At 71.9% G+C, this 17,251-nt stretch carries 18 protein-coding genes; 8 read left to right on the forward strand and 10 right to left on the reverse strand.

The features are described 5' to 3' along the window. The first annotated feature begins 53 nt into the window (after positions 1-53). The gene (locus ACQPXG_RS41380) at positions 54-800 is read left to right on the forward strand and encodes an AraC family transcriptional regulator (RefSeq protein ID WP_433464605.1); all 747 of its coding nucleotides are present in this window, start codon (positions 54-56) and stop codon (positions 798-800) included. Positions 801-809: 9 nt separating this feature from the next. On the opposite strand, the gene ACQPXG_RS41385 is transcribed toward ACQPXG_RS41380, so the two are convergent. From ACQPXG_RS41385 to ACQPXG_RS41395, 3 genes are read right to left on the reverse strand one after another with little or no spacing between them, the layout of a single operon-like run. Beyond that, on the reverse strand, positions 810-965 hold the full coding sequence (locus tag ACQPXG_RS41385) for a hypothetical protein (RefSeq protein WP_433464606.1): 156 nt from the start codon (positions 963-965) through the stop codon (positions 810-812). Positions 966-1,013: 48 nt separating this feature from the next. Beyond that, entirely contained in the window at positions 1,014-1,913 is a 900-nt protein-coding gene (locus tag ACQPXG_RS41390) for a WD40 repeat domain-containing protein (RefSeq protein WP_433464607.1), read from the reverse strand. A gap of 22 nt (positions 1,914-1,935) precedes the next feature. Further along, positions 1,936-3,321 carry an MFS transporter gene (locus ACQPXG_RS41395; protein ID WP_433464608.1) on the reverse strand — a complete coding sequence of 462 codons (1,386 nt, stop codon included), beginning with the start codon at positions 3,319-3,321 and terminating at the stop codon, positions 1,936-1,938. A gap of 117 nt (positions 3,322-3,438) precedes the next feature. On the opposite strand from ACQPXG_RS41395, the gene ACQPXG_RS41400 reads away from it, so the two are divergent. Continuing rightward, positions 3,439-4,416: an Lrp/AsnC family transcriptional regulator gene (locus tag ACQPXG_RS41400; protein ID WP_433464609.1), complete on the forward strand. Its 978-nt coding sequence runs from the start codon at positions 3,439-3,441 to the stop codon at positions 4,414-4,416. 7 nt (positions 4,417-4,423) lie between these two features. On the opposite strand, the gene pcrA is transcribed toward ACQPXG_RS41400, so the two are convergent. Further along, complete coding sequence (gene pcrA, locus ACQPXG_RS41405) at positions 4,424-6,760, reverse strand: DNA helicase PcrA (protein ID WP_433464610.1); 2,337 nt, start codon at positions 6,758-6,760, stop codon at positions 4,424-4,426. A 348-nt stretch (positions 6,761-7,108) separates the two neighbouring features. On the opposite strand from pcrA, the gene ACQPXG_RS41410 reads away from it, so the two are divergent. Then, positions 7,109-8,575: a hypothetical protein gene (locus ACQPXG_RS41410; RefSeq protein WP_433464611.1), complete on the forward strand. Its 1,467-nt coding sequence runs from the start codon at positions 7,109-7,111 to the stop codon at positions 8,573-8,575. A gap of 28 nt (positions 8,576-8,603) precedes the next feature. Continuing rightward, complete coding sequence (locus ACQPXG_RS41415; protein ID WP_433464612.1) at positions 8,604-8,906, forward strand: protealysin inhibitor emfourin; 303 nt, start codon at positions 8,604-8,606, stop codon at positions 8,904-8,906. Positions 8,907-8,981: 75 nt separating this feature from the next. Here ACQPXG_RS41415 and ACQPXG_RS41420 read toward each other — a convergent pair whose 3' ends face one another. The 3 genes from ACQPXG_RS41420 to dhaK are packed head-to-tail and all read right to left on the reverse strand — an operon-like array spanning position 8,982 to position 10,982. Beyond that, entirely contained in the window at positions 8,982-9,365 is a 384-nt protein-coding gene (locus tag ACQPXG_RS41420; protein ID WP_433464613.1) for a PTS-dependent dihydroxyacetone kinase phosphotransferase subunit DhaM, read from the reverse strand. Position 9,366: 1 nt separating this feature from the next. Next, entirely contained in the window at positions 9,367-9,990 is a 624-nt protein-coding gene (dhaL, locus tag ACQPXG_RS41425; RefSeq protein WP_433464614.1) for a dihydroxyacetone kinase subunit DhaL, read from the reverse strand. Beyond that, positions 9,987-10,982 carry a dihydroxyacetone kinase subunit DhaK gene (gene dhaK, locus ACQPXG_RS41430; protein WP_433464615.1) on the reverse strand — a complete coding sequence of 332 codons (996 nt, stop codon included), beginning with the start codon at positions 10,980-10,982 and terminating at the stop codon, positions 9,987-9,989. Before dhaK ends, dhaL begins: the two co-directional genes overlap by 4 nt. Before the next feature lie 71 nt (positions 10,983-11,053). On the opposite strand from dhaK, the gene ACQPXG_RS41435 reads away from it, so the two are divergent. The 4 genes from ACQPXG_RS41435 to ACQPXG_RS41450 all read left to right on the forward strand — a co-directional run bounded on the left by ACQPXG_RS41435 (position 11,054) and on the right by ACQPXG_RS41450 (position 14,348). Beyond that, positions 11,054-12,019, forward strand: a complete 966-nt coding sequence (locus ACQPXG_RS41435) for a nucleoside hydrolase (RefSeq protein ID WP_433464616.1) — start codon at positions 11,054-11,056, stop codon at positions 12,017-12,019. Positions 12,020-12,033: 14 nt separating this feature from the next. Beyond that, positions 12,034-12,777 carry a PIG-L deacetylase family protein gene (locus ACQPXG_RS41440; RefSeq protein WP_433464617.1) on the forward strand — a complete coding sequence of 248 codons (744 nt, stop codon included), beginning with the start codon at positions 12,034-12,036 and terminating at the stop codon, positions 12,775-12,777. A 102-nt stretch (positions 12,778-12,879) separates the two neighbouring features. Beyond that, entirely contained in the window at positions 12,880-13,335 is a 456-nt protein-coding gene (locus ACQPXG_RS41445; protein ID WP_433464618.1) for an SRPBCC family protein, read from the forward strand. Positions 13,336-13,445: 110 nt separating this feature from the next. Next, positions 13,446-14,348: a serine hydrolase gene (locus ACQPXG_RS41450; protein ID WP_433464619.1), complete on the forward strand. Its 903-nt coding sequence runs from the start codon at positions 13,446-13,448 to the stop codon at positions 14,346-14,348. Between the two features lie 49 nt (positions 14,349-14,397). On the opposite strand, the gene ACQPXG_RS41455 is transcribed toward ACQPXG_RS41450, so the two are convergent. From ACQPXG_RS41455 to ACQPXG_RS41465, 3 genes are all read right to left on the reverse strand, one after another. Beyond that, positions 14,398-15,147 carry a DUF4190 domain-containing protein gene (locus ACQPXG_RS41455; RefSeq protein ID WP_433464620.1) on the reverse strand — a complete coding sequence of 250 codons (750 nt, stop codon included), beginning with the start codon at positions 15,145-15,147 and terminating at the stop codon, positions 14,398-14,400. A 127-nt stretch (positions 15,148-15,274) separates the two neighbouring features. Further along, positions 15,275-15,916 carry a LuxR C-terminal-related transcriptional regulator gene (locus tag ACQPXG_RS41460; protein ID WP_433470144.1) on the reverse strand — a complete coding sequence of 214 codons (642 nt, stop codon included), beginning with the start codon at positions 15,914-15,916 and terminating at the stop codon, positions 15,275-15,277. Positions 15,917-15,924: 8 nt separating this feature from the next. Next, the gene (locus ACQPXG_RS41465) at positions 15,925-17,118 is read right to left on the reverse strand and encodes an ATP-binding protein (protein ID WP_433464621.1); all 1,194 of its coding nucleotides are present in this window, start codon (positions 17,116-17,118) and stop codon (positions 15,925-15,927) included. Positions 17,119-17,251 lie beyond the last annotated feature (133 nt).

The raw sequence follows: 17,251 nt of genomic DNA on the forward strand, positions 1-17,251 counted from the left end.
CCCTCATGCTCGCGCTGGAGCGGCGTGTCGGGCTTCCGATAATCTGCCAACCAATGCAGGAAAGCCGCCATCAGCCGACCGCGCCGACCCGGACACGCCGGCTGGCGCCGGGGACGGCCATCGACGCCCACCGGCACGACGACCACCAGATCGCCTACGCCGGACGGGGCGTGGTCGCCGTCACCACCGACGCCGGTTCATGGGTGGCGCCCGCCAACCGCGCCATCTGGATACCGGCCGGGTCCGTCCACGCTCACCAGGCGCACGGCGAACTCCGGCTGCACCTGATCGGCCTGCGCGCGGCCGACAACCCCCTCGGCCTGGACGAGCCGACGGTGCTCAGCGTCAGCCCCCTGCTGCGGGAGCTGATCCTCGCCTACACGCGAACCCCGCAGGACGACGACAGCCCCGAACGCGCACGCCTGCGAGCGGTTCTGCTCGACCAGCTGCGCGCATCCCCTCAGCAACCTCTGCATCTGCCCGCGCCGACCGTCCCCCACCTCAAGGCGGTGTGCGAGCTCCTGCACGCCGACCCTGCCGACAACCGCACACTGGCCGCACTGGGCAGAGAGGTGGGCGCGAGCGACCGGACCCTGTCCCGGCTCTTCAAGACCGATCTCGGGATGACGTTCCCGCAGTGGCGCACCCAGCTGCGCCTCTCCCACGCCCTGGTCCTCTTGGCCGAGAACACTCCGGTGACCGCGGTGGCCCATCAATGCGGCTGGTCGTCCGCGAGCGCCTTCATCGACGTCTTCCATCGGGCGTTCGGCCACACACCCGGCACCCACCACCCCGGATAGGGCGCCACCTCACGTCAGGTCCCACAGGTGGATCCGATGACCGAACGCGCCGGTCCCGTCCCACCTCTGGGTGACGGCGGCCGGCGTGCCCGCGACCACGGTGACCGACTCAAGATGGCCGGTGAGCGGCTCGCCGATCCGCTCTCCGCGCACCAGGTCCCACACCAGGGTCGTGCCCCTGCGCGAATCGTTGGGATCGCGGTCGCCCCCCGGTCAAGCGATCGCGCGGCCGCCCACGGTCGCGGTGGCCACGCGCTCGATGTCGCCGGTGTGCCCGGTCAGCGGCGCCCCGATCGCCTCCTGGGACGCGAGGTCCCAGGCGCGCAGCACGGGGCCGTCGCCGGCCAGCACCACGGTGCGGCCCTCCACCTCGGTGATCGCGATGCCGCCGGCGGGAGACTCCAGCCCCGGCAGGTCCGCGCCGAGCCGCTCACCGCTCAGAACGTCCCAGGCCTGGAGGAACCGGTCACTTCCGCCGGTCACGGCGACAGGGCGGCCGTCGACCACGGCGGCGGCCATCTCCCCGTTGTAGGCGCCCTGCCGCTCGATCACCTTGACACCGGTGGCCAGCTCCCAGGCCAGTAGCAGACCCGTCTCGCAACTGCTGACGGCCAGGGGGCCGCGCTCGGACCGGACGGTCGCGAGCGAGCAGACCGCGAGCACGTGACCGATCATGACCGAGCCGATCCGCCGCCCGGTATGCAGGTCCCAGGCCCGCACGATCCCGCCGCTGACGTCGTCGCCGTCCTCGACGCGGAAGTCGAACCGGCCACCGCCGGTGACGACCACGGGCCGCCCGTCGACCTCCGCCACGACCACGCGCTCGGCGATGAGGGAGGGCTCGGTGACGAGCCTTTCCCGCTCGTCCTCATCATCGTCCTCGTCCCACCACCCGTTCTCGATGTACCAGTCGTCATCGGGCCCGGCCGCGTCGAGGTCCAGCGGACGGCTGACGCATCCGTCGCCGCGGAGATCACACGTCCACAGCAGCCCCTCCTCATCGACGCCGACCGTGACGGGGGCACCGTCCAGCTCGATCACCGGCGTACCGGAGTAGGTGGCACGACCATGCGAATGGCCCGCGTAACCGCGCATCATGCGCTCATCAGACATGCAACCGAACCCTAAATGATCTTCATCGGACGGCGTCCGAGTCCCCGAACATGAGGGCGGCCGTGGCGGCTGTGGCGGTCAGGAGGGCGGCGGCCAGCCACAGGGCGGGGCGGAGGGCTTCCGTTCGGCCGGTCCCCGACGCTTCGTGGAGGAAGGCGGTGCCCAGGACGGCGATGCCCAGCGTCCCGCCGAACTGCTGGACGGCGTTGAGGAGCCCGGCGGCCGATCCGGTCTCCTGCGGGCGGACCGGCGCCAGGGCCGCCGTGAAGAACGGGACCGTGAACAGCCCATTGCCCGTCCCCACCAGGGCCAGGGCACCGAGCAGAGGCCACGACACGGAGGCGTGGTAAACGGCGACTGTCGTGAGAACGCCGGTCAGCATCAGCGCCAGACCGCAGAAGAGCAGCCGGGCGCCGACCCGCGGTACCAGGTACGTACCGGCGAGCCACGAGGAGACGGCCAGCGCGCATGACCAGGGCAGCAGAGTGAGCCCGGCGGTCAGCACGTCCCGTCCGAGGCCCAACTGGACCTGGAGGACGATCACGACCATCAGCCCGTTCATGGCGGCGAAGAAGAGGGTCGACGTGGCCAGCGCCGCCGGGAATCGACGGCTGCGGAACAGGGTGGGCTCGACGAGCGGGTCCGCCGTCCGCCGCTGGTGGAGACCGAACAGCACCAGCAGGAGTACACCCGCCGCCAGGGCCGACCACGTCCAGAGCGGCCATCCCGCCGTGTCCCCCTCGATCAGCGGGTAGACCACGAGCGCGGATCCGGCTGCGGCCAGTGCGGTCCCGGGCAGGTCGAGACGAGGCGGTCGCGGCGCCCTGTCCTCTCGCATCGCCGGCGCCATCCCCAGCACGGCGGCGGCCAGGGGCACGTTCACCAGGAAGGCCACGCGCCAGGTCCAGGCGTCCGTGAGGACGGACCCGAGCACCGGTCCGCAGATCGCCGAGAGGCCCATGACCGGCCCGAGCCAGCCGAGCGCCTTCGCCATCTCGGCGCCGTCGAACATCGCCCGGATCAGGCCGATGGTCTGCGGGATGATCAGCGCGGCGGCGGCGCCCTGGACGACCCGGGCGCCGATCAGCACACCGGCGTCGGGTGACGCCGCGCAGAGCAGGGAGGCCAGGGCGAAGCACGCCACACCCGCCGTGAAGACGCGTTTGCGGCCGAGCCGGTCTCCCAGCCGCCCGCCCGCGACCAGGAGTGCGGCGAACGGCAGCGTGTAGGCGGCGCTGAACCACTGGATCCCCGCCGCGGCGCCGCCCAGGTCCGCGCGGACGACCGGCGCCGCGACCTGCACGATGGTCGCGTCCAGCAGGTTCATCGCCTCGGCCACGAGCAGCGCGGCCAGCGCGACCCACCGCCATCGGTAGGCGACGTTCCGAACTTCACTCTGCACCACCATGGGCACGCTCCTTTCGAATTCGTGCCTTAGCCTGGGCTGGAGGCCGCACAGACTTCCAATCACAGCGAGTTTTTCGCTGTTTTCTTCCAGCTACATGCGGTCGAGTGAGGGATTTCGATGCTGGACGATCTAGATCGCGCCGTCATCCACGCGCTGCACATCGACGGCCGCGCCCCGTTCAGCCGGATCGCGGACGTCCTCGGCGTGTCCACGCAGACCGTCACCCGCCGGTACCGGCGGCTGCGCGCAGAGGCGGGCCTGCGCGTCGTCGGGGCCATGACCTACGACATGCATGAGGCGACGCGGTGGATGGTGCGGCTGACCTGCACCCCGCCCGCCGCACAGAGTCTCGCCCGCTCGCTCGCCCACCGCCCCGACACGTCCTGGGTCAAGCTCACGTCCGGCGGCACGGAGATCTTCGCCATCGTGGACGTCCCGGACGGCGGGCACCCGATGCTGCTGCACGACACTCCCCGCCGGGCGGGCATCACCGCGGTGTCGGCCCACTGCCTGCTTCACACCTACCTCGGCGGGCCGGTCGCGTGGCGCGGCATCACGCAGGCCCTCACGCCCGGCCAGCGGGCCCGGCTTCAGCCGCCGGCCCCGGAACCCGGTGACGCGCGCCCCCTGGCCGGCGCCGACCATGCCCTGCTGGACGCGCTGCGCCACGACGGCCGCGCCGGCTACGCGGACCTCGGTGCAGCGACCGGCTGGTCACAGGCGACCGTGGCGCGGCGCCTCGCAAGCCTGCGCGCCCACGGGACGGTCTTCTTCGACATCGAGGTCGACTCGACGCTCCTCGGCGCGACGACACAGGCCCTGCTCTGGATGTCCGTGTCTCCCGGCAGCCTCGATCATGTCGCGGAGACGATCGCCGGTCACCATGAGATGGCCGTGGTCGCGGCCACCACCGGCCCGACGAACCTTCTCGCCCAAGCACTCTGCACCGGTCCTGCCGATCTGCACCGCTACCTGACGCAGCGGCTGGGCGTCCTGGACGGCATCCAGACCCTCGAAACGGCCCCGGTACTGGAGACCTTGAAGCGCCTCGGCACCCTCGGGCCCGCGGCCGGCGCGCCGCGTACACGCCGGTGAGGTGCCGTCAGAGCTTCTCGATGGTGGCGTAGCGGAGCACCAGCGTCCGGACGCCGTATTCGCCGCCGAAGTCGACGCTGGCCTTCTCGCCCTTGTCGTACACGGACACGACGGTGCCGAGGCCGAAGGCGTCGTGAGTGACCTTGTCGCCCGGGGAGAGGGACGGGACGGGGCGGTTCCCCGGGGAGCGGGTGCCGGGCCGTTCGGCCATTCGGGACATGGCGGAACCGGACGCGGACGAAGCCTCGCGCTCCCAGTCGACGAGCGTCCTCGGGACCTCGCCGAGGAACCGGGAGGGCGGGTTGACCTGCGGCGCCCCCCATGAGCTGCGCATCGCGGCCCGGGAGACGTAGAGCCGCTGCCGGGCGCGGGTGATGCCGACGTAGGCGAGGCGGCGTTCCTCTTCGAGTTCCTTGGGGTTGCTCATGGCGCGCAGGTGCGGGAACACGCCGTCCTCCATGCCGGTGAGGAAGACGACGGGGAATTCGAGGCCCTTCGCGGTGTGCAGGGTCATCAGGGTGACGACGCCGTGCTCGGTCTCCTCCGGCTGCTCGCCCGGCGGGACGGGCCCGCCCTTCGCGCCTCCGGGGATGGAGTCGGCGTCGGCGACGAGTGCGACCTGTTCGAGGAACTCGGGGAGGCGGCCTTCGGCGGACTCGCCGTCCAGGCGTTCTTCGAACTCGCGCGCGACGGCCTCCAGCTCCTGGAGGTTCTCGACGCGGGTCTCGTCCTGCGGGTCCTTGGACGCCTCCAGCTCGGCGAGATAGCCGCTGGCCTTCAGCACCTCGGCGACCAGGTCGGCGGGGGCGAGCGACTCGGCGGCGGCGCGCAGTTCGTCCAGCAGGGCGACGAAGTCGCGGACGGCGTTGATCGAGCGGGTCGCCATGCCGGGGACGTCCTCGGGCACGCGCAGCGCCTGCCAGAACGAGATCCGCTCCCGGGACGCGTACGCCTCGACGCACGCCTCGGCCCGGTCTCCGATGCCCCGCTTCGGGACGTTCAGGATGCGGCGCAGGGAGACGGTGTCCTCGGGGTTGGCGAGGCAGCGCAGGTAGGCGAGCGCGTCCCGGATCTCCTTGCGCTCGTAGAACCGGACCCCGCCGACGACCTTGTACGGCAGCCCGACGCGGATGAACACCTCTTCGAAGACACGGGACTGCGCGTTGGTGCGGTAGAAGACGGCGACGTCACCGGGATGGGCGTCGCCCTCATCGGTGAGCCGGTCGACCTCGCGGGCGACGAACGCGGCCTCGTCGTGCTCGTTGTCGGCCACATAGCCGGTGATCTTGTGGCCCTCGCCCTGGTCGGACCAGAGCTTCTTCGGCTTGCGGTCGGCGTTGCGCTCGATGACGGCGTTCGCGGCCGACAGGATCGTCTGGGTGGAGCGGTAGTTCTGCTCCAGCAGGATCGTGGTGGCGTCCGGGTAGTCGCGCTCGAACTCCAGGATGTTGCGGATCGTCGCGCCGCGGAACGCGTAGATCGACTGGTCGGCGTCGCCCACGACGCACAGCTCGGCCGCCCCGAGCTGCTCGTGGTCCTCCTGCCCGGACGCCCCCCCGGCAACCGCGGTTTCCTTCTGGGGGGACGGCCCCCCAGCCCCCCCGGCAACCGCGATAGGGGCGGTCAGTTCCCGTACGAGCTCGTATTGCGCGTGGTTCGTGTCCTGGTACTCGTCCACCAGGACGTGCCGGAACCGGCGCCGGTAGTGCTCGGCGGCCTCCGGGAACACCTGCAGCAGGTTGACCGTCATCATGATCAGGTCGTCGAAGTCCATGGCGCCGGCCTGCTGGAGCCGCGCCTGGTACATCTCGTACGCCTCGCCGAGCGTCTGCTCCATGTGCGTGGACGCCCGCGCTTTGAACGTCTCGTAGTCGATCAGCTCGTTCTTCAGGTTGGACACCTGCGCGCTGAACGACTTCGGGGGGTAGCGCTTCGGGTCGAGGTCGAGCTCGCGGCAGACGAGCGCCATCAGCCGGTTCGCGTCGGCCTGGTCGTAGATCGAGAAGCTCGTGGGGAAGCCGAGGCGCTTGGCCTCGCGGCGCAGGATCCGGACGCACGCGGAGTGGAACGTCATCACCCACATGGCGCGGGACCGGGGCCCGACCAGGGCGTCCACCCGCTCCTTCATCTCCGCGGCGGCCTTGTTGGTGAAGGTGATCGCCAGGATCTGGCCGGGATGCACGTTCCGCTCGCCGAGCAGGTGCGCGATGCGGTGGGTGAGCACCCGGGTCTTGCCCGAGCCGGCGCCCGCGACGATCAGCAGGGGGCCGCCGGAGTGCACGACGGCGGCGCGCTGCTGCGGATTGAGGCCATCGAGCAAGGGGTGAGCTTCGGTCTTCGACATCAGGTGCGAGTCTACGGCGCCGGGCGGACGTTTTCGGCGCGTCCGCCGAGCCTGCCGCCGTCCCGTGCCCGCGCCCGCATGTGGACAGGCCCGCGGCAGCATGTGGACAGATGGGATGCCTTTTGGACTGCGCAGGTTGACTCGATCTCCTGACCGACGGACGTTGGCACAGTACGGAGCGGACACACCCCGCCGGCCCGGTCGGCTCGTCCCGGGGGTGTGGGGGATCGTCCCCCACAGGAGACCGGCCCGCACCGGGGGTGCAAGGCCCGTGTGGCATCCCCGCATGTCCGCCCATGGGAGCGCAGAGTCATAAGGGGCTCGCGCACCGTCAGGGGAGGTGGTTGCGTGAAGATCCACCAGCAGGAGTTCCAGACGCAGCGGGACGCCGAGGCGAGAGACCTCGAGGTCCCCGCGCAGTGGCCCGGACGGGCATCGCAGATCGTCCAGGGGGCGGCGCCGCCCGTGCCGCGTTCGGTACCGCGGCCCGTGCCGATCCCGGTGCCGGCGCAGCCCGGCCACCGGTTCCTCATGTACAAGCAGGACCCGTCGGTCACCGAGCTGGGCGCCCGGCTGGCCTTCATCCCGACCGTGGTGCTGATCGGCCCGGCGGACGCCCGCGTCCAGACCGAGCTGCCGGGCGTCACCCCGGTCGCGCGCAACATCAACGGCGACTTCGTGTTCACGCCGGGCACCCCGCAGTTCGACTGCGCGCACACGTTCGCCGTCGTCCGGCAGACCATGGCGATGTACGAGCGGCACAACGGGGGCAATCCGATCCCGTTCGCGTGGAACGTCGGCGGCAACACCGACCGCATCACCGTGTTCCCGCACGCCGGCGAAGGCGCCAACGCGTTCTACTCCAGGACGGCCAAGGCGCTGAAGTTCCTGTTCTTCACGCCCGAGGGACAGCCGCCGTCCACCGTCGTCAACACGTGCCGGTCGCTCGACATCGTCGCGCACGAGACGGGCCACGCGATCCTGGACGGGCTCAAGCCGGGCTGGCTGTCGGCGAACAACCCGCCGCAGACGGGCGGCCTGCACGAGTCGTTCGGCGACATCACGGCGATCTTCCTGGCGCTGGCGGAGCCGGACCAGGCCGACGCGCTCGTCGCGCTCACGAAGGCGAACCTGCACGACAAGTCGTTCCTGCCCGAGCTCGCCGAGGAGTTCGGCAAGGCGCTCGGCATGCCGTCCGGGCTGCGGAACGCCGACAACGACCTCAAGCTCAGCGAGGTCGGCAACGAGGTGCACGCGATCTCGCAGGTGTTCACCGGCGCGATCTACGACGTGCTCGCCGACATCTACACCTTCGAGATGAGCCGGCAGGCGCGCACCAAGGACCCGGCGATCGTGCTGATCGAGACGGCGTCCGCGCTGTGCAAGCTCGTGTTCGACGCGATCGTCGCGTCCCCCGCGACCGGGGCCCTGTTCGTCGACGTGGCGAACAAGATGCTGCAGATGTCGGCGAGCCGCGGCGACCCGGCGATCTACCGGACGTTCATCCGCAACCGGTTCGCCGTCCGGGAGATCACGACGGCGGCGACCCCGCTGCGCGACCTGATGAGCGGCCAGATGGCGATGACCGAGGCCGGGTACACCGGGAACGGTAAGGACGTCACCAAGGTCGAGGCGCACGACGAGCACTCGGCGAGCCTGCGGGCCGGCCAGGACCGTTCGCGCTGCTGCGGCACCATGCAGATGCCGGAATACCAGGTCGTCGCGGCCGACAAGCTGGCCAAGCGCGGCACTCTGGAGGACGCTGACATCCTCCACGAGGAACTGGACGAGCTGCGCCGGGCCTTCAGCAAGTAGGGCGATCCGGCGGGGAGGGACGAGCGGCATGCGCGTGAAGGTCGAGAGCACCGGCGGGTTCACCGGCCGGGAGACCGTCGTCGCGTCGTACGACACCGCCGACCTCCCCGCCGGGGACGCCGGGCGCATCCGGGAGGCGGTGCACGCCCTCGCGGCCGCGCAAGCCCGCGGCGAGGCCGGGGAGATCGGCGCCGACCTCCCCGCCTACCGGATCACGGTCTCCGGGGAGGACGGCCCCGGCGGACCGCGCGTGTACGAGGTGCGGGGCGACCCGACGGCGGGCAGGACGACCCCTCTCGGGACGCTCCTGGAAGGCCCCGACTGGGCCTGAGCCTGGCCGTGGCGGGCCGACGCGAGCCCGCCACGGCCAGGTTCAGCCGGTCTTGCGGTGTTCGGCCGGCGGTGTTCAGCCGGTCTTGCGGTGGTCGCGGGCGGACTCGGCGGCGGCGAGGACGGTGGGAAGGTCGGCCCCGGCCGCGGCCATGGACGCCGCGGCGACCGCGCCTTCGACCAGCGGGGCGTCCGCGAGCAGCACGTCCCCGTCGGCGTCCTCGATGAGCGTCTTGGCGGTCAGCACGGAGCTGCCGAGATCGGCGAGCAGCACGACGCCGTCGCCCTGGTCCGCCGCGGCGACCGCGCGCTCGACGAGGTCGATGCTGGTCCCGAGCCCGCCGTCGACGTCGCCGCCGGCGGGTTCGACGACGGCCTTGCCGATGCCCATCGCGCGGGCCACCTCGGCGGCGCCTTCGGCGAGCGTCCGGCTGTGGGCGATGATGACGATCCCGACCATGTCATCCCTCCCCTGTGACGTCCGCCAGGGCCCGGAGCACCAGGGCGGTGGACGACGCGCCGGGATCCATGTGTCCTTCGCTCCGCGCGCCCAGATAGCTGGCCCGGCCCTTGCGGGCCCGCATCGGGACGGTGCCGTCCGCGCCCTTCGCGGCGGCCTCGGCGGCGGCGCGCACACACCCGGCGAGGCCGGAGCCCTCGGCGAGCGCCGCCTCGTAGGCGGCGACGGCGGGGGCGAGCGCGTCGATCATCGTCTTGTCGCCCTCGGCGGCCTTGCCAAGCTCCACGACGCCCTCCAGCCCCGCCCGGAGCGCGCCGCCGAGCCCGGCGGCGTCCACCTCGCCGACGTCGCCCATCGCCTTGCCCGCGCGGCGCAGCGCCGTCCCGTAGAGGGGTCCGGACGCGCCGCCGGTCTTCGACACGATCGCCCGTCCCGCCGTGATCAGCACCTTGCCCGGCGGGACGTCCGCGGGCAGCGCCTCCACCGCGGCCCGGAAGCCGCGGTCCAGGTTGAGGCCGTGGTCTCCGTCGCCGATCGCCGCGTCCAGCCGGGTCAGCCGGTCGGCGTCGGCGGACACCAGCTCCGCCGCGTGCCGGATCCAGGAGGCGAGATCGTCCGCGTTCACCGGCCCCACCGCAGCCCCGGGGTCTCGACGGGCGCGTCCCAGAGGCGGGTCAGCTCGGGCGTCACCCGGCACACGCTGATCATGCAGCCGGCCATCTCCAGGCTGGTCACGTACGACCCGACCAGGCGGCGGACGACGGTGGCGCCGTGCCCCTCCAGCCACTCGGCGGCGGCCGCGTAGGCGACGTACTGCTCGATCAGCGGGGTGCCGCCCATCCCGTTCACCAGCACGAGGACCTCGGACCCGGACAGCGGCATGTCCGCGTCGATCGCGCTGAGCGACGCGTCCACGATCTCCGCCGCGCTGCCGATCCTGGCGCGTTCGCGGCCCGGCTCGCCGTGGATGCCGATGCCGAGCTCCATCTCGTCCTCGCCCAGCTCGAACGTGGGCGACCCGGCGGCCGGGACCGTGCACGAGGACAGCGCGACGCCGAACGACCGGCTGCGCTCGTTGACCTCCCGTGCCACAGCGGCGACGGCGTCCAGCGGCGCGCCCTCCTCGGCGAGCGCGCCGGCGATCTTCTCGGCGAACAGCGTGGCGCCGGTGCCGCGCCGCCCGGCGGTGAACGTACTGTCCTCCACGGCGACGTCGTCGTCGACGACGACGGACGTGACCTGGATGTCCTCGTCCTCGGCCAGTTCGGCGGCCATCTGGAAGTTCATGACGTCGCCGGTGTAGTTCTTCACGAGGTGCAGCACGCCGGCGCCGCCGTTCACGGCCATCGTCGCGGCGATGATCTGGTCGGGCACCGGGGAGGTGAACACCTCGCCGCAGCACGCCGCGTCCAGCATCCCGTGTCCGACGAACCCGGCGTGCAGCGGTTCGTGCCCGGATCCGCCGCCCGACACCAGGGCGACCTTCCCGGTGCGCGGCGCGTCCGCACGTATGACGGTCCCGTTGCCCGGATCGACCGTCAGCTCCGGATGCGCGGCGGCCAGGCCGCGCAGCGCGTCGGAGACCACGTTCGCCGGGGCGTTGATGAGTTTGCGCATGTCTCAGCTCTACCCCGGTGCGGCGCCGCCTCCCAGACCCAATCGCCGATCATGCGATATAGGTTGCATCCGTGACCAAATCACCCACCATCCTGTACGACTGCGACACCGGCATCGACGACGCGTTGACACTTCTCTACCTGGCCTCGCTGGTCCGGGCGGGGGAGGCGGAGCTCGCGGGCGTCGGCACGGTGCACGGCAACATCGACCCGCTGACCGGCGCGCTGAACACGCTGCGCGTGCTGGAGGCGGCGGAGATCAAGGCGGGCGAGCAGGGGGTGCCGGTCGCAATCGGCGCGCCCCGCCCGATGGCGCAGGACGTCCACTACGCGCTGGACTGGCACGGAACGGACGGCCTCGGCGACACCCGCCTGCCCGAGCCGGCGGGGCGGCCGGTGGCCGAGCCCGCCGCCGCGCAGATCGTCCGGCTGGCGCGGGAGGCGCCGGGCGAGCTGACGCTGCTGGCGACCGGCCCGCTGACGAACCTCGGCGCGGCGCTGCTGCTGGACGACCTGCTGCCGTCGCTGATCAAAGAGGTGGTCGTCATGGGCGGCGCGTTCGACCACCCCGGCAACATCACCACGCACGCCGAGGCGAACATCTGGCACGACCCCGAGGCCGCCGACCTCGTGTTCGCCGCGGACTGGCCGGTGGTCCTGGTGCCGCTGGACGCGACCCACCCGACGGCCGTCCACGACGACTGGCTCGACCGGCTGGCCGCCCACGACACCCCGGTCGCCCGGTTCGCCGCGAGCATCCTGGAGTTCTACGCCGACGCCTACACGCCCACGCTCAAGCGCCGGGGCGCCGTCATCCACGACGCGCTCGCCGCGATGCTGGTCGTGGAGCCGGAGCTCGGCGAGTACGCGACCCGTCCGGTGCGGGTGGAGCTGCGGGGCGAGCTGACGCGCGGCACGACCGTGTGGGACGCCCGCTCGCTGCCCGCCGAGGACACCCGCCGCCCGGTCAAGGTCGCCGTCGGCAGCGACGTGAAGGCGTTCCAGGAACGGCTCCTGTCGTCCCTGATGTCGTTCTGATCAATATCGACATTATGGTTGAATCCGTGACCAACGTTCTGGACGACAGTGAGCTAAGGCGCATCCTTGCCGTGATGGCGCATCCCGACGACGTCGACTTCGGCGCGGCCGGGACGGTGGCGGGCTGGACGGACCGCGGCATCGAGGTCGTGTACCTCATGGTCACCGACGGCGACGCGGGCGGCTTCGACGACGGCGTCACCCGCGAGGAGATGGCCGCCCTGCGCCGCGAGGAGCAGCGCGCGGCGGCCAAGTGCGCCGGGGTGAGCGACGTCCGGTTCCTCGGCTACCGGGACGGGCGGGTCGAGGCCACGCTGGACCTACGCCGCGACATCGCCCGGGTGATCCGGCAGGTGCGGCCGGACCGCGTGCTGATGCCGAGTCCCGAGCGCAACTACCAGCGGATCTACCCGAGCCACCCCGACCACCGGGCGGTCGGCTCGGCCGCGCTCGACGCCGTCTACCCCGACGCCCGCAACCCGTACGCGTTTCCGGAGCTGCTCGCCGGCGAGGGCCTGGACGCGTGGACGGTGCGGGAGGTGTGGATGAGCGGCGGGCCCGTCGTGAACCACTACGTCGACATCACCGACCGGTTCGACCGGAAGGTGAACGCGCTGCGGGCGCACGCCAGCCAGACCGGGCACATGGGCGACGGCCTGCCGGAGATGCTGCGCGGCTGGCTGGGCCACAACGCCACCGCCGCGGGGTTTCCCGAGGGCCATCTCGCCGAGTCGTTCCAGGTCATCGACACCGCCTGAGCCCGCCCGAGAATCGGTCACGCGATAAATACATTCGCTTACAAGCCGTAATCGGCTCCTGATCGGGCATGTACCCCATGTGACAGAACACGGGGGGTCGTCATGCCATACGGGATCGAGGTCACCGCCACCTCCTCCGCCACGGCGGATGTGATCTTCAAGCATCTGTGCGTGCCGGAGGCGTGGGGCGAATGGGGCGGCTTCTGGACCCGCGCCCGGCGTGAGGCCGCCGGCGCGGAGCATCCGAACGGGATCGGGGCCGTCCGGCACGTCCGGTCCTGGCGTGCGGAGGTCGTGGCCTGGGATCCGCCGCGGCACTACGGCTACATCGCGCAGGCCGGGCCGCCGCGGCGCCGCCTGCGCGCCGACGTCACGCTGGAGCCGCACGTCAAGGGCACGCTGATCCGCTGGAGCGGCGAGATCGACGGCTTCCCGGGCATCGGACCGGTCGCCCGCGCGGCCCTGCGCCGCCGCCTCGGCGCGTACGCGCGCCGCGTGGCATGGCATTCCGAGCGCTGCGAGCCGGGCTGCCCGGCCCGCCTTCCGGGCGCCATCTGACACTTCGGGCCGCCATCTGACAGTTCTGGGCGCCGTCCGACACTACCGGGCGCCATCTGACAACGGCTGACAACGGCTGACAACGGGTCGCACGACATTCGGGGGAATCGATGCGGCGTCATCTCATCGTGCTCGCTCTCGCGGCGGGCGCCACGGGGGCGGGGGTCACCGCCCACTGGTTCATCGCGGACAAGCCGCATCGCAAGAGCGGTGTCGTCGTGAGCGCCACCGGGTCGGCCAAGGCCGGACCGGAGTTGGCCGCGGCGGACTCGGCGCTTCGCCCGTTCGACCAGGCGGCGCTGCGCCAGTCCGTCCGCGCCTACATCCGGACGCGTCCGGGCAAGGCGGGGGTGATGGCGACGGACCTGCGGACCGGCCTGACCTTCGGCGAGAACGAGAAGGGCCGGTTCGTCAGCGCCAGCATCATGAAGGTCGACATCCTGGCGAGCCTCGCCCTGCAGCGGCAGCGCGACCACCGGTGGCTGTCCGGCGGCGAGCGCGAACTGGCCGGCCAGATGATCAGGGAGAGCGACAACTCGGCGGCGGACGCCCTGTACTCCCACGCCGGCTACGGCGCCGGTGTCAGGAAGGCCAACAAGAGCTTCGGCTTGCAGAACACGACGCCGTTCTCCCCTTCATGGGGTTCGTCCTGGACGAGCCCGGCCGACCAGGTGCGGCTGCTCACGAACCTGGCGTCGGACGGCAGCCCGCTGAACGCGTCCGGCCGCCGGTACATCCTCGGCCTGATGGGCTCCGTGCTGGACGAGCAGGCGTGGGGGGTCAGCGCGGCGGCGCGTCCGGACGAGAAGGTGGCGTTGAAGAACGGCTGGACGCCGGTCCGCCACCAGGGGCACGGCTGGACGATCAACAGCGTCGGCCGCATCACCGGCCCCGGCCACGACTTCCTCGTCGCGGTGTGCACCGGCGAGAACCCGACGATGGAGACCGGTGTCTCCACGGTCGAACACGTCGCGGGCATGGTCGTGGAAGCCCTGCGGGCGGCGCGGGCCTAGAGCGGGTTCCGGGGCGGCGGGCCGGCCGCCCAGCGGAACACCGGGAACGTCAGCGGTGCAGCGGCCGGCTGAGCTTCTTGCCCTCGGTGGCGGCCACGGCCACGCAGGTGACGACCCGGTCCCCGGACTTCCAGGAGTCGGCCGTCGGGTAGTAGTAGGAGTTCGCGATGCCCCGGGCGGCAGGGTCGCGGTTGATCCTCGCCTGGGTGCGCGCCTTGCATCCGGTCGACGCGAGCTGCTGGAGCTGCGCCTCGGGCGGCATGACGGCCTGCCGCAGCTTGAAGACGGCCATCACCTCGCCGTCGTGCGGTTGCGTACACGGGACGATCTTGACGCTCTCGACCTCGACCGGCGCGTCGGTCGCGGTGCTGCTCGTGGCGCCCGAGTTGTCGTTGATGCAGTGGCCGACCTTCATCTCCTGGGCGTCGACCTTCTCGGGCTTGGTCTGCGTCACCTTGGGCGTGGCTCCGCCGTCGTCCGAGGAGTCGCCGCCCTGCAGCACGAAGGCGGCGATGCCCACGACGATCCACAGGCACGACAGGACGATGCCGGCGATCGCGAGGCCCCGGCCCTTCCCGCCCTTCTTCCCGATCTGGTTGAGGGCGATGGCTCCGAGGATCGCCCCGAGGATGCCGAGGCAGCCGAGCAGGCCGGTGACGAAGGCGGCGATCGCCAGGCCGTTGGTCTTGTCGGATCTGGAGCCGTGGCCGGGGCCGTAACCGGAGTCCGACGGCATGGGAGGGGTCGGATAAGGCGGCTGGGAGCCCGGCTGCCCGGGCCCGGGGGGAGGATAGGTCATGGAGAGCGACTGTCCCATACCGGACGATGCGATGATCACGAGTCCGGCAAATCGGATATTACAATTTGCTCACAGTCGCGGGGAAAACGTTTACGGCGCGGACTTCAAAGGGCATGAACATGCGCCGTCAGACGAGGCGGCGGGCGGCGGCCCAGCGGGACAGCTCATGCCGGTTCGACAGCTGCAGCTTCCGCAGGACGCTGCTGACGTGCGTCTCCACCGTCTTGACGGAGATGAACAGCTCCTTCGCGATCTCCTTGTAGGCGTAGCCGCGCGCGATCAGCCGCAGGACGTCCCGCTCCCGCTGGGTGATCTGGTCCAGTTCGGGATCGACGGCCGGGACGTCCGTGGCCGCGAACGCGTCCAGGACGAACCCGGCGAGCCGGGGCGAGAACACGGCGTCGCCCTCGGCGACCCGGCCGATCGCGTCGGTCAGCTCGGGGCCGGAGATCGTCTTGGTGACGTAGCCGCGCGCCCCGCCCCGGACGACGCCGATCACGTCCTCCGCCGCGTCCGACACCGACAGCGCGAGGAACTTGGACGGGACGGAGCCGTGCAGGCGGCGCAGCACCTCGATCCCCCCGCCGCCGGGCAGGTGGACGTCCAGCAGCACCACGTCCGGCTGCGTCCCGCGGATCACCGAGACCGCCTCGTCGACGTCGCCCGCCTCCCCGACGATCTCGACACCGCCGCCGAGCTCGGCCTTCACCCCGGTCCGGAACATCTGGTGGTCGTCGACCAGCACGACCCTCTTCAACGCCTCGCCCATCGCTCCGCTCACGATTTCTTGATCTCCAAACGCACCTCGGTGCCCTCGCCCGGCGCGGTGCGGACGGTGGCCTTGCCGCCGTTGCGTTCCATACGTCCGATGATGGACCCCCGGACGCCCATCCGGTCCTCCGGGACCTGGCCGAGGTCGAAACCCTTGCCGCGGTCGCGGACGAAGATGGCGATCTCGGCGCCCTCCACCTCCGCGTAGACGGACACCGACGGCGCCTCGGCGTACTTGGCGGCGTTCACCATCGCCTCCCGCGCGGCCTGGAGCGTCGCGCCGATGCGCTCGTCCAGCGCGGTGTCCCCCACGCAGACGACCTCGATCGGCACGTTGTGGTCGTCCTCGACCTCGCCGGCCGCCTCGCGGATCGCGGCGGCGAACGTCTGGTCGGGATCGGCGCGCGGCTGGTAGAGCCACGTCCGCAGCGTCCGCTCCTGGGACCGGGCGAGCCGCTGCACCTCCCGGGTGTCGTGCGCGTTCCGCTGGATGAGGGTCAGCGTGTGCAGCACCGAGTCGTGGATGTGCGCGGCCAGTTCGGCGCGCTCCTGGGACCGGATGCGCTCGTGCCGCTCGGCGTCCAGGTCCTGCCAGAGCCGCACCACCCAGGGCGTCACGATCACCGCGACCCCGGTGAGGATGATCAGCATGGCGATGACGACCGAGCGCGCCTGGTCGGCCTCCACGTTCTGCGCGACGACCCCGCCGATGCCGCCGACGACGAGGAGCAGGCCGAGCAGGCTGCGCAGCCACCGCTGGCGGAGCGGAAGCGTCCAGCGCTGCCGCTGGTCCCGGTCGGCCTGCTGCCAGAGGATCGCGGCGCCGACCCCGCCGACGACGAACGGCCACAGCGCCCACTGGACGACCCCGGCCGCACCCCACGGCAGGGCCGCGAGGCCCAGGGTGACGGCCGCGTAGGCGAGCAGCTGGCCCCAGTCGCGGCCGCGCCGCCGGCCGGCCGCCCGCTCGGACCTCTCGGCGGCGGGCAGGAGGATCCAGAACGCCGCGTACGCGGCGAGGCCGAGCCCGCTCGCCATCGTGAGCAGGACGAACGCGGCCCGGACGAGGAACACGTCCACGCCGAGGTGCACGGCCAGGCCGCGGCACACCCCGGCGACGAGCCGGCCCTCGGCGGCGCGTTCCAGCCGGTCCGGCGCGACCGGCGTCGCCCCGGGCCGCTCCGCCGTCTCCCGGCTCACCGCCGTCCCTCCGAAGGTTCTCCCACGTCGTCGATCGTCACACGCCGGGACGCGGACCGCATCAGGGACCTGCCCCGGGCCCGCCTCAGGGCCGGAATCAGGGACCTCCCCGATACCGCACGCGGGGCGGGAC

Origin of the sequence: Spirillospora sp. CA-128828 (genome assembly GCF_050945415.1) — a bacterium.
Lineage (GTDB): Bacteria > Actinomycetota > Actinomycetes > Streptosporangiales > Streptosporangiaceae > Spirillospora.

Bases quoted from the DNA above. Each gene is read 5' to 3' on its own strand.
- ACQPXG_RS41380 (WP_433464605.1), top strand. From the start codon at position 54: ATGCAGGAAAGCCGCCATCAGCCGACCGCGCCGACCCGGACACGCCGG.
- ACQPXG_RS41390 (WP_433464607.1), bottom strand. From the start codon at position 1,913: ATGTCTGATGAGCGCATGATGCGCGGTTACGCGGGCCATTCGCATGGT.
- ACQPXG_RS41395 (WP_433464608.1), bottom strand. From the start codon at position 3,321: ATGGTGGTGCAGAGTGAAGTTCGGAACGTCGCCTACCGATGGCGGTGG.
- ACQPXG_RS41400 (WP_433464609.1), top strand. From the start codon at position 3,439: ATGCTGGACGATCTAGATCGCGCCGTCATCCACGCGCTGCACATCGAC.
- pcrA (WP_433464610.1), bottom strand. From the start codon at position 6,760: ATGTCGAAGACCGAAGCTCACCCCTTGCTCGATGGCCTCAATCCGCAG.
- ACQPXG_RS41415 (WP_433464612.1), top strand. From the start codon at position 8,604: ATGCGCGTGAAGGTCGAGAGCACCGGCGGGTTCACCGGCCGGGAGACC.
- ACQPXG_RS41420 (WP_433464613.1), bottom strand. From the start codon at position 9,365: ATGGTCGGGATCGTCATCATCGCCCACAGCCGGACGCTCGCCGAAGGC.
- dhaK (WP_433464615.1), bottom strand. From the start codon at position 10,982: ATGCGCAAACTCATCAACGCCCCGGCGAACGTGGTCTCCGACGCGCTG.
- ACQPXG_RS41440 (WP_433464617.1), top strand. From the start codon at position 12,034: ATGGTTGAATCCGTGACCAACGTTCTGGACGACAGTGAGCTAAGGCGC.
- ACQPXG_RS41445 (WP_433464618.1), top strand. From the start codon at position 12,880: ATGCCATACGGGATCGAGGTCACCGCCACCTCCTCCGCCACGGCGGAT.
- ACQPXG_RS41450 (WP_433464619.1), top strand. From the start codon at position 13,446: ATGCGGCGTCATCTCATCGTGCTCGCTCTCGCGGCGGGCGCCACGGGG.
- ACQPXG_RS41455 (WP_433464620.1), bottom strand. From the start codon at position 15,147: ATGACCTATCCTCCCCCCGGGCCCGGGCAGCCGGGCTCCCAGCCGCCT.
- ACQPXG_RS41460 (WP_433470144.1), bottom strand. From the start codon at position 15,916: ATGGGCGAGGCGTTGAAGAGGGTCGTGCTGGTCGACGACCACCAGATG.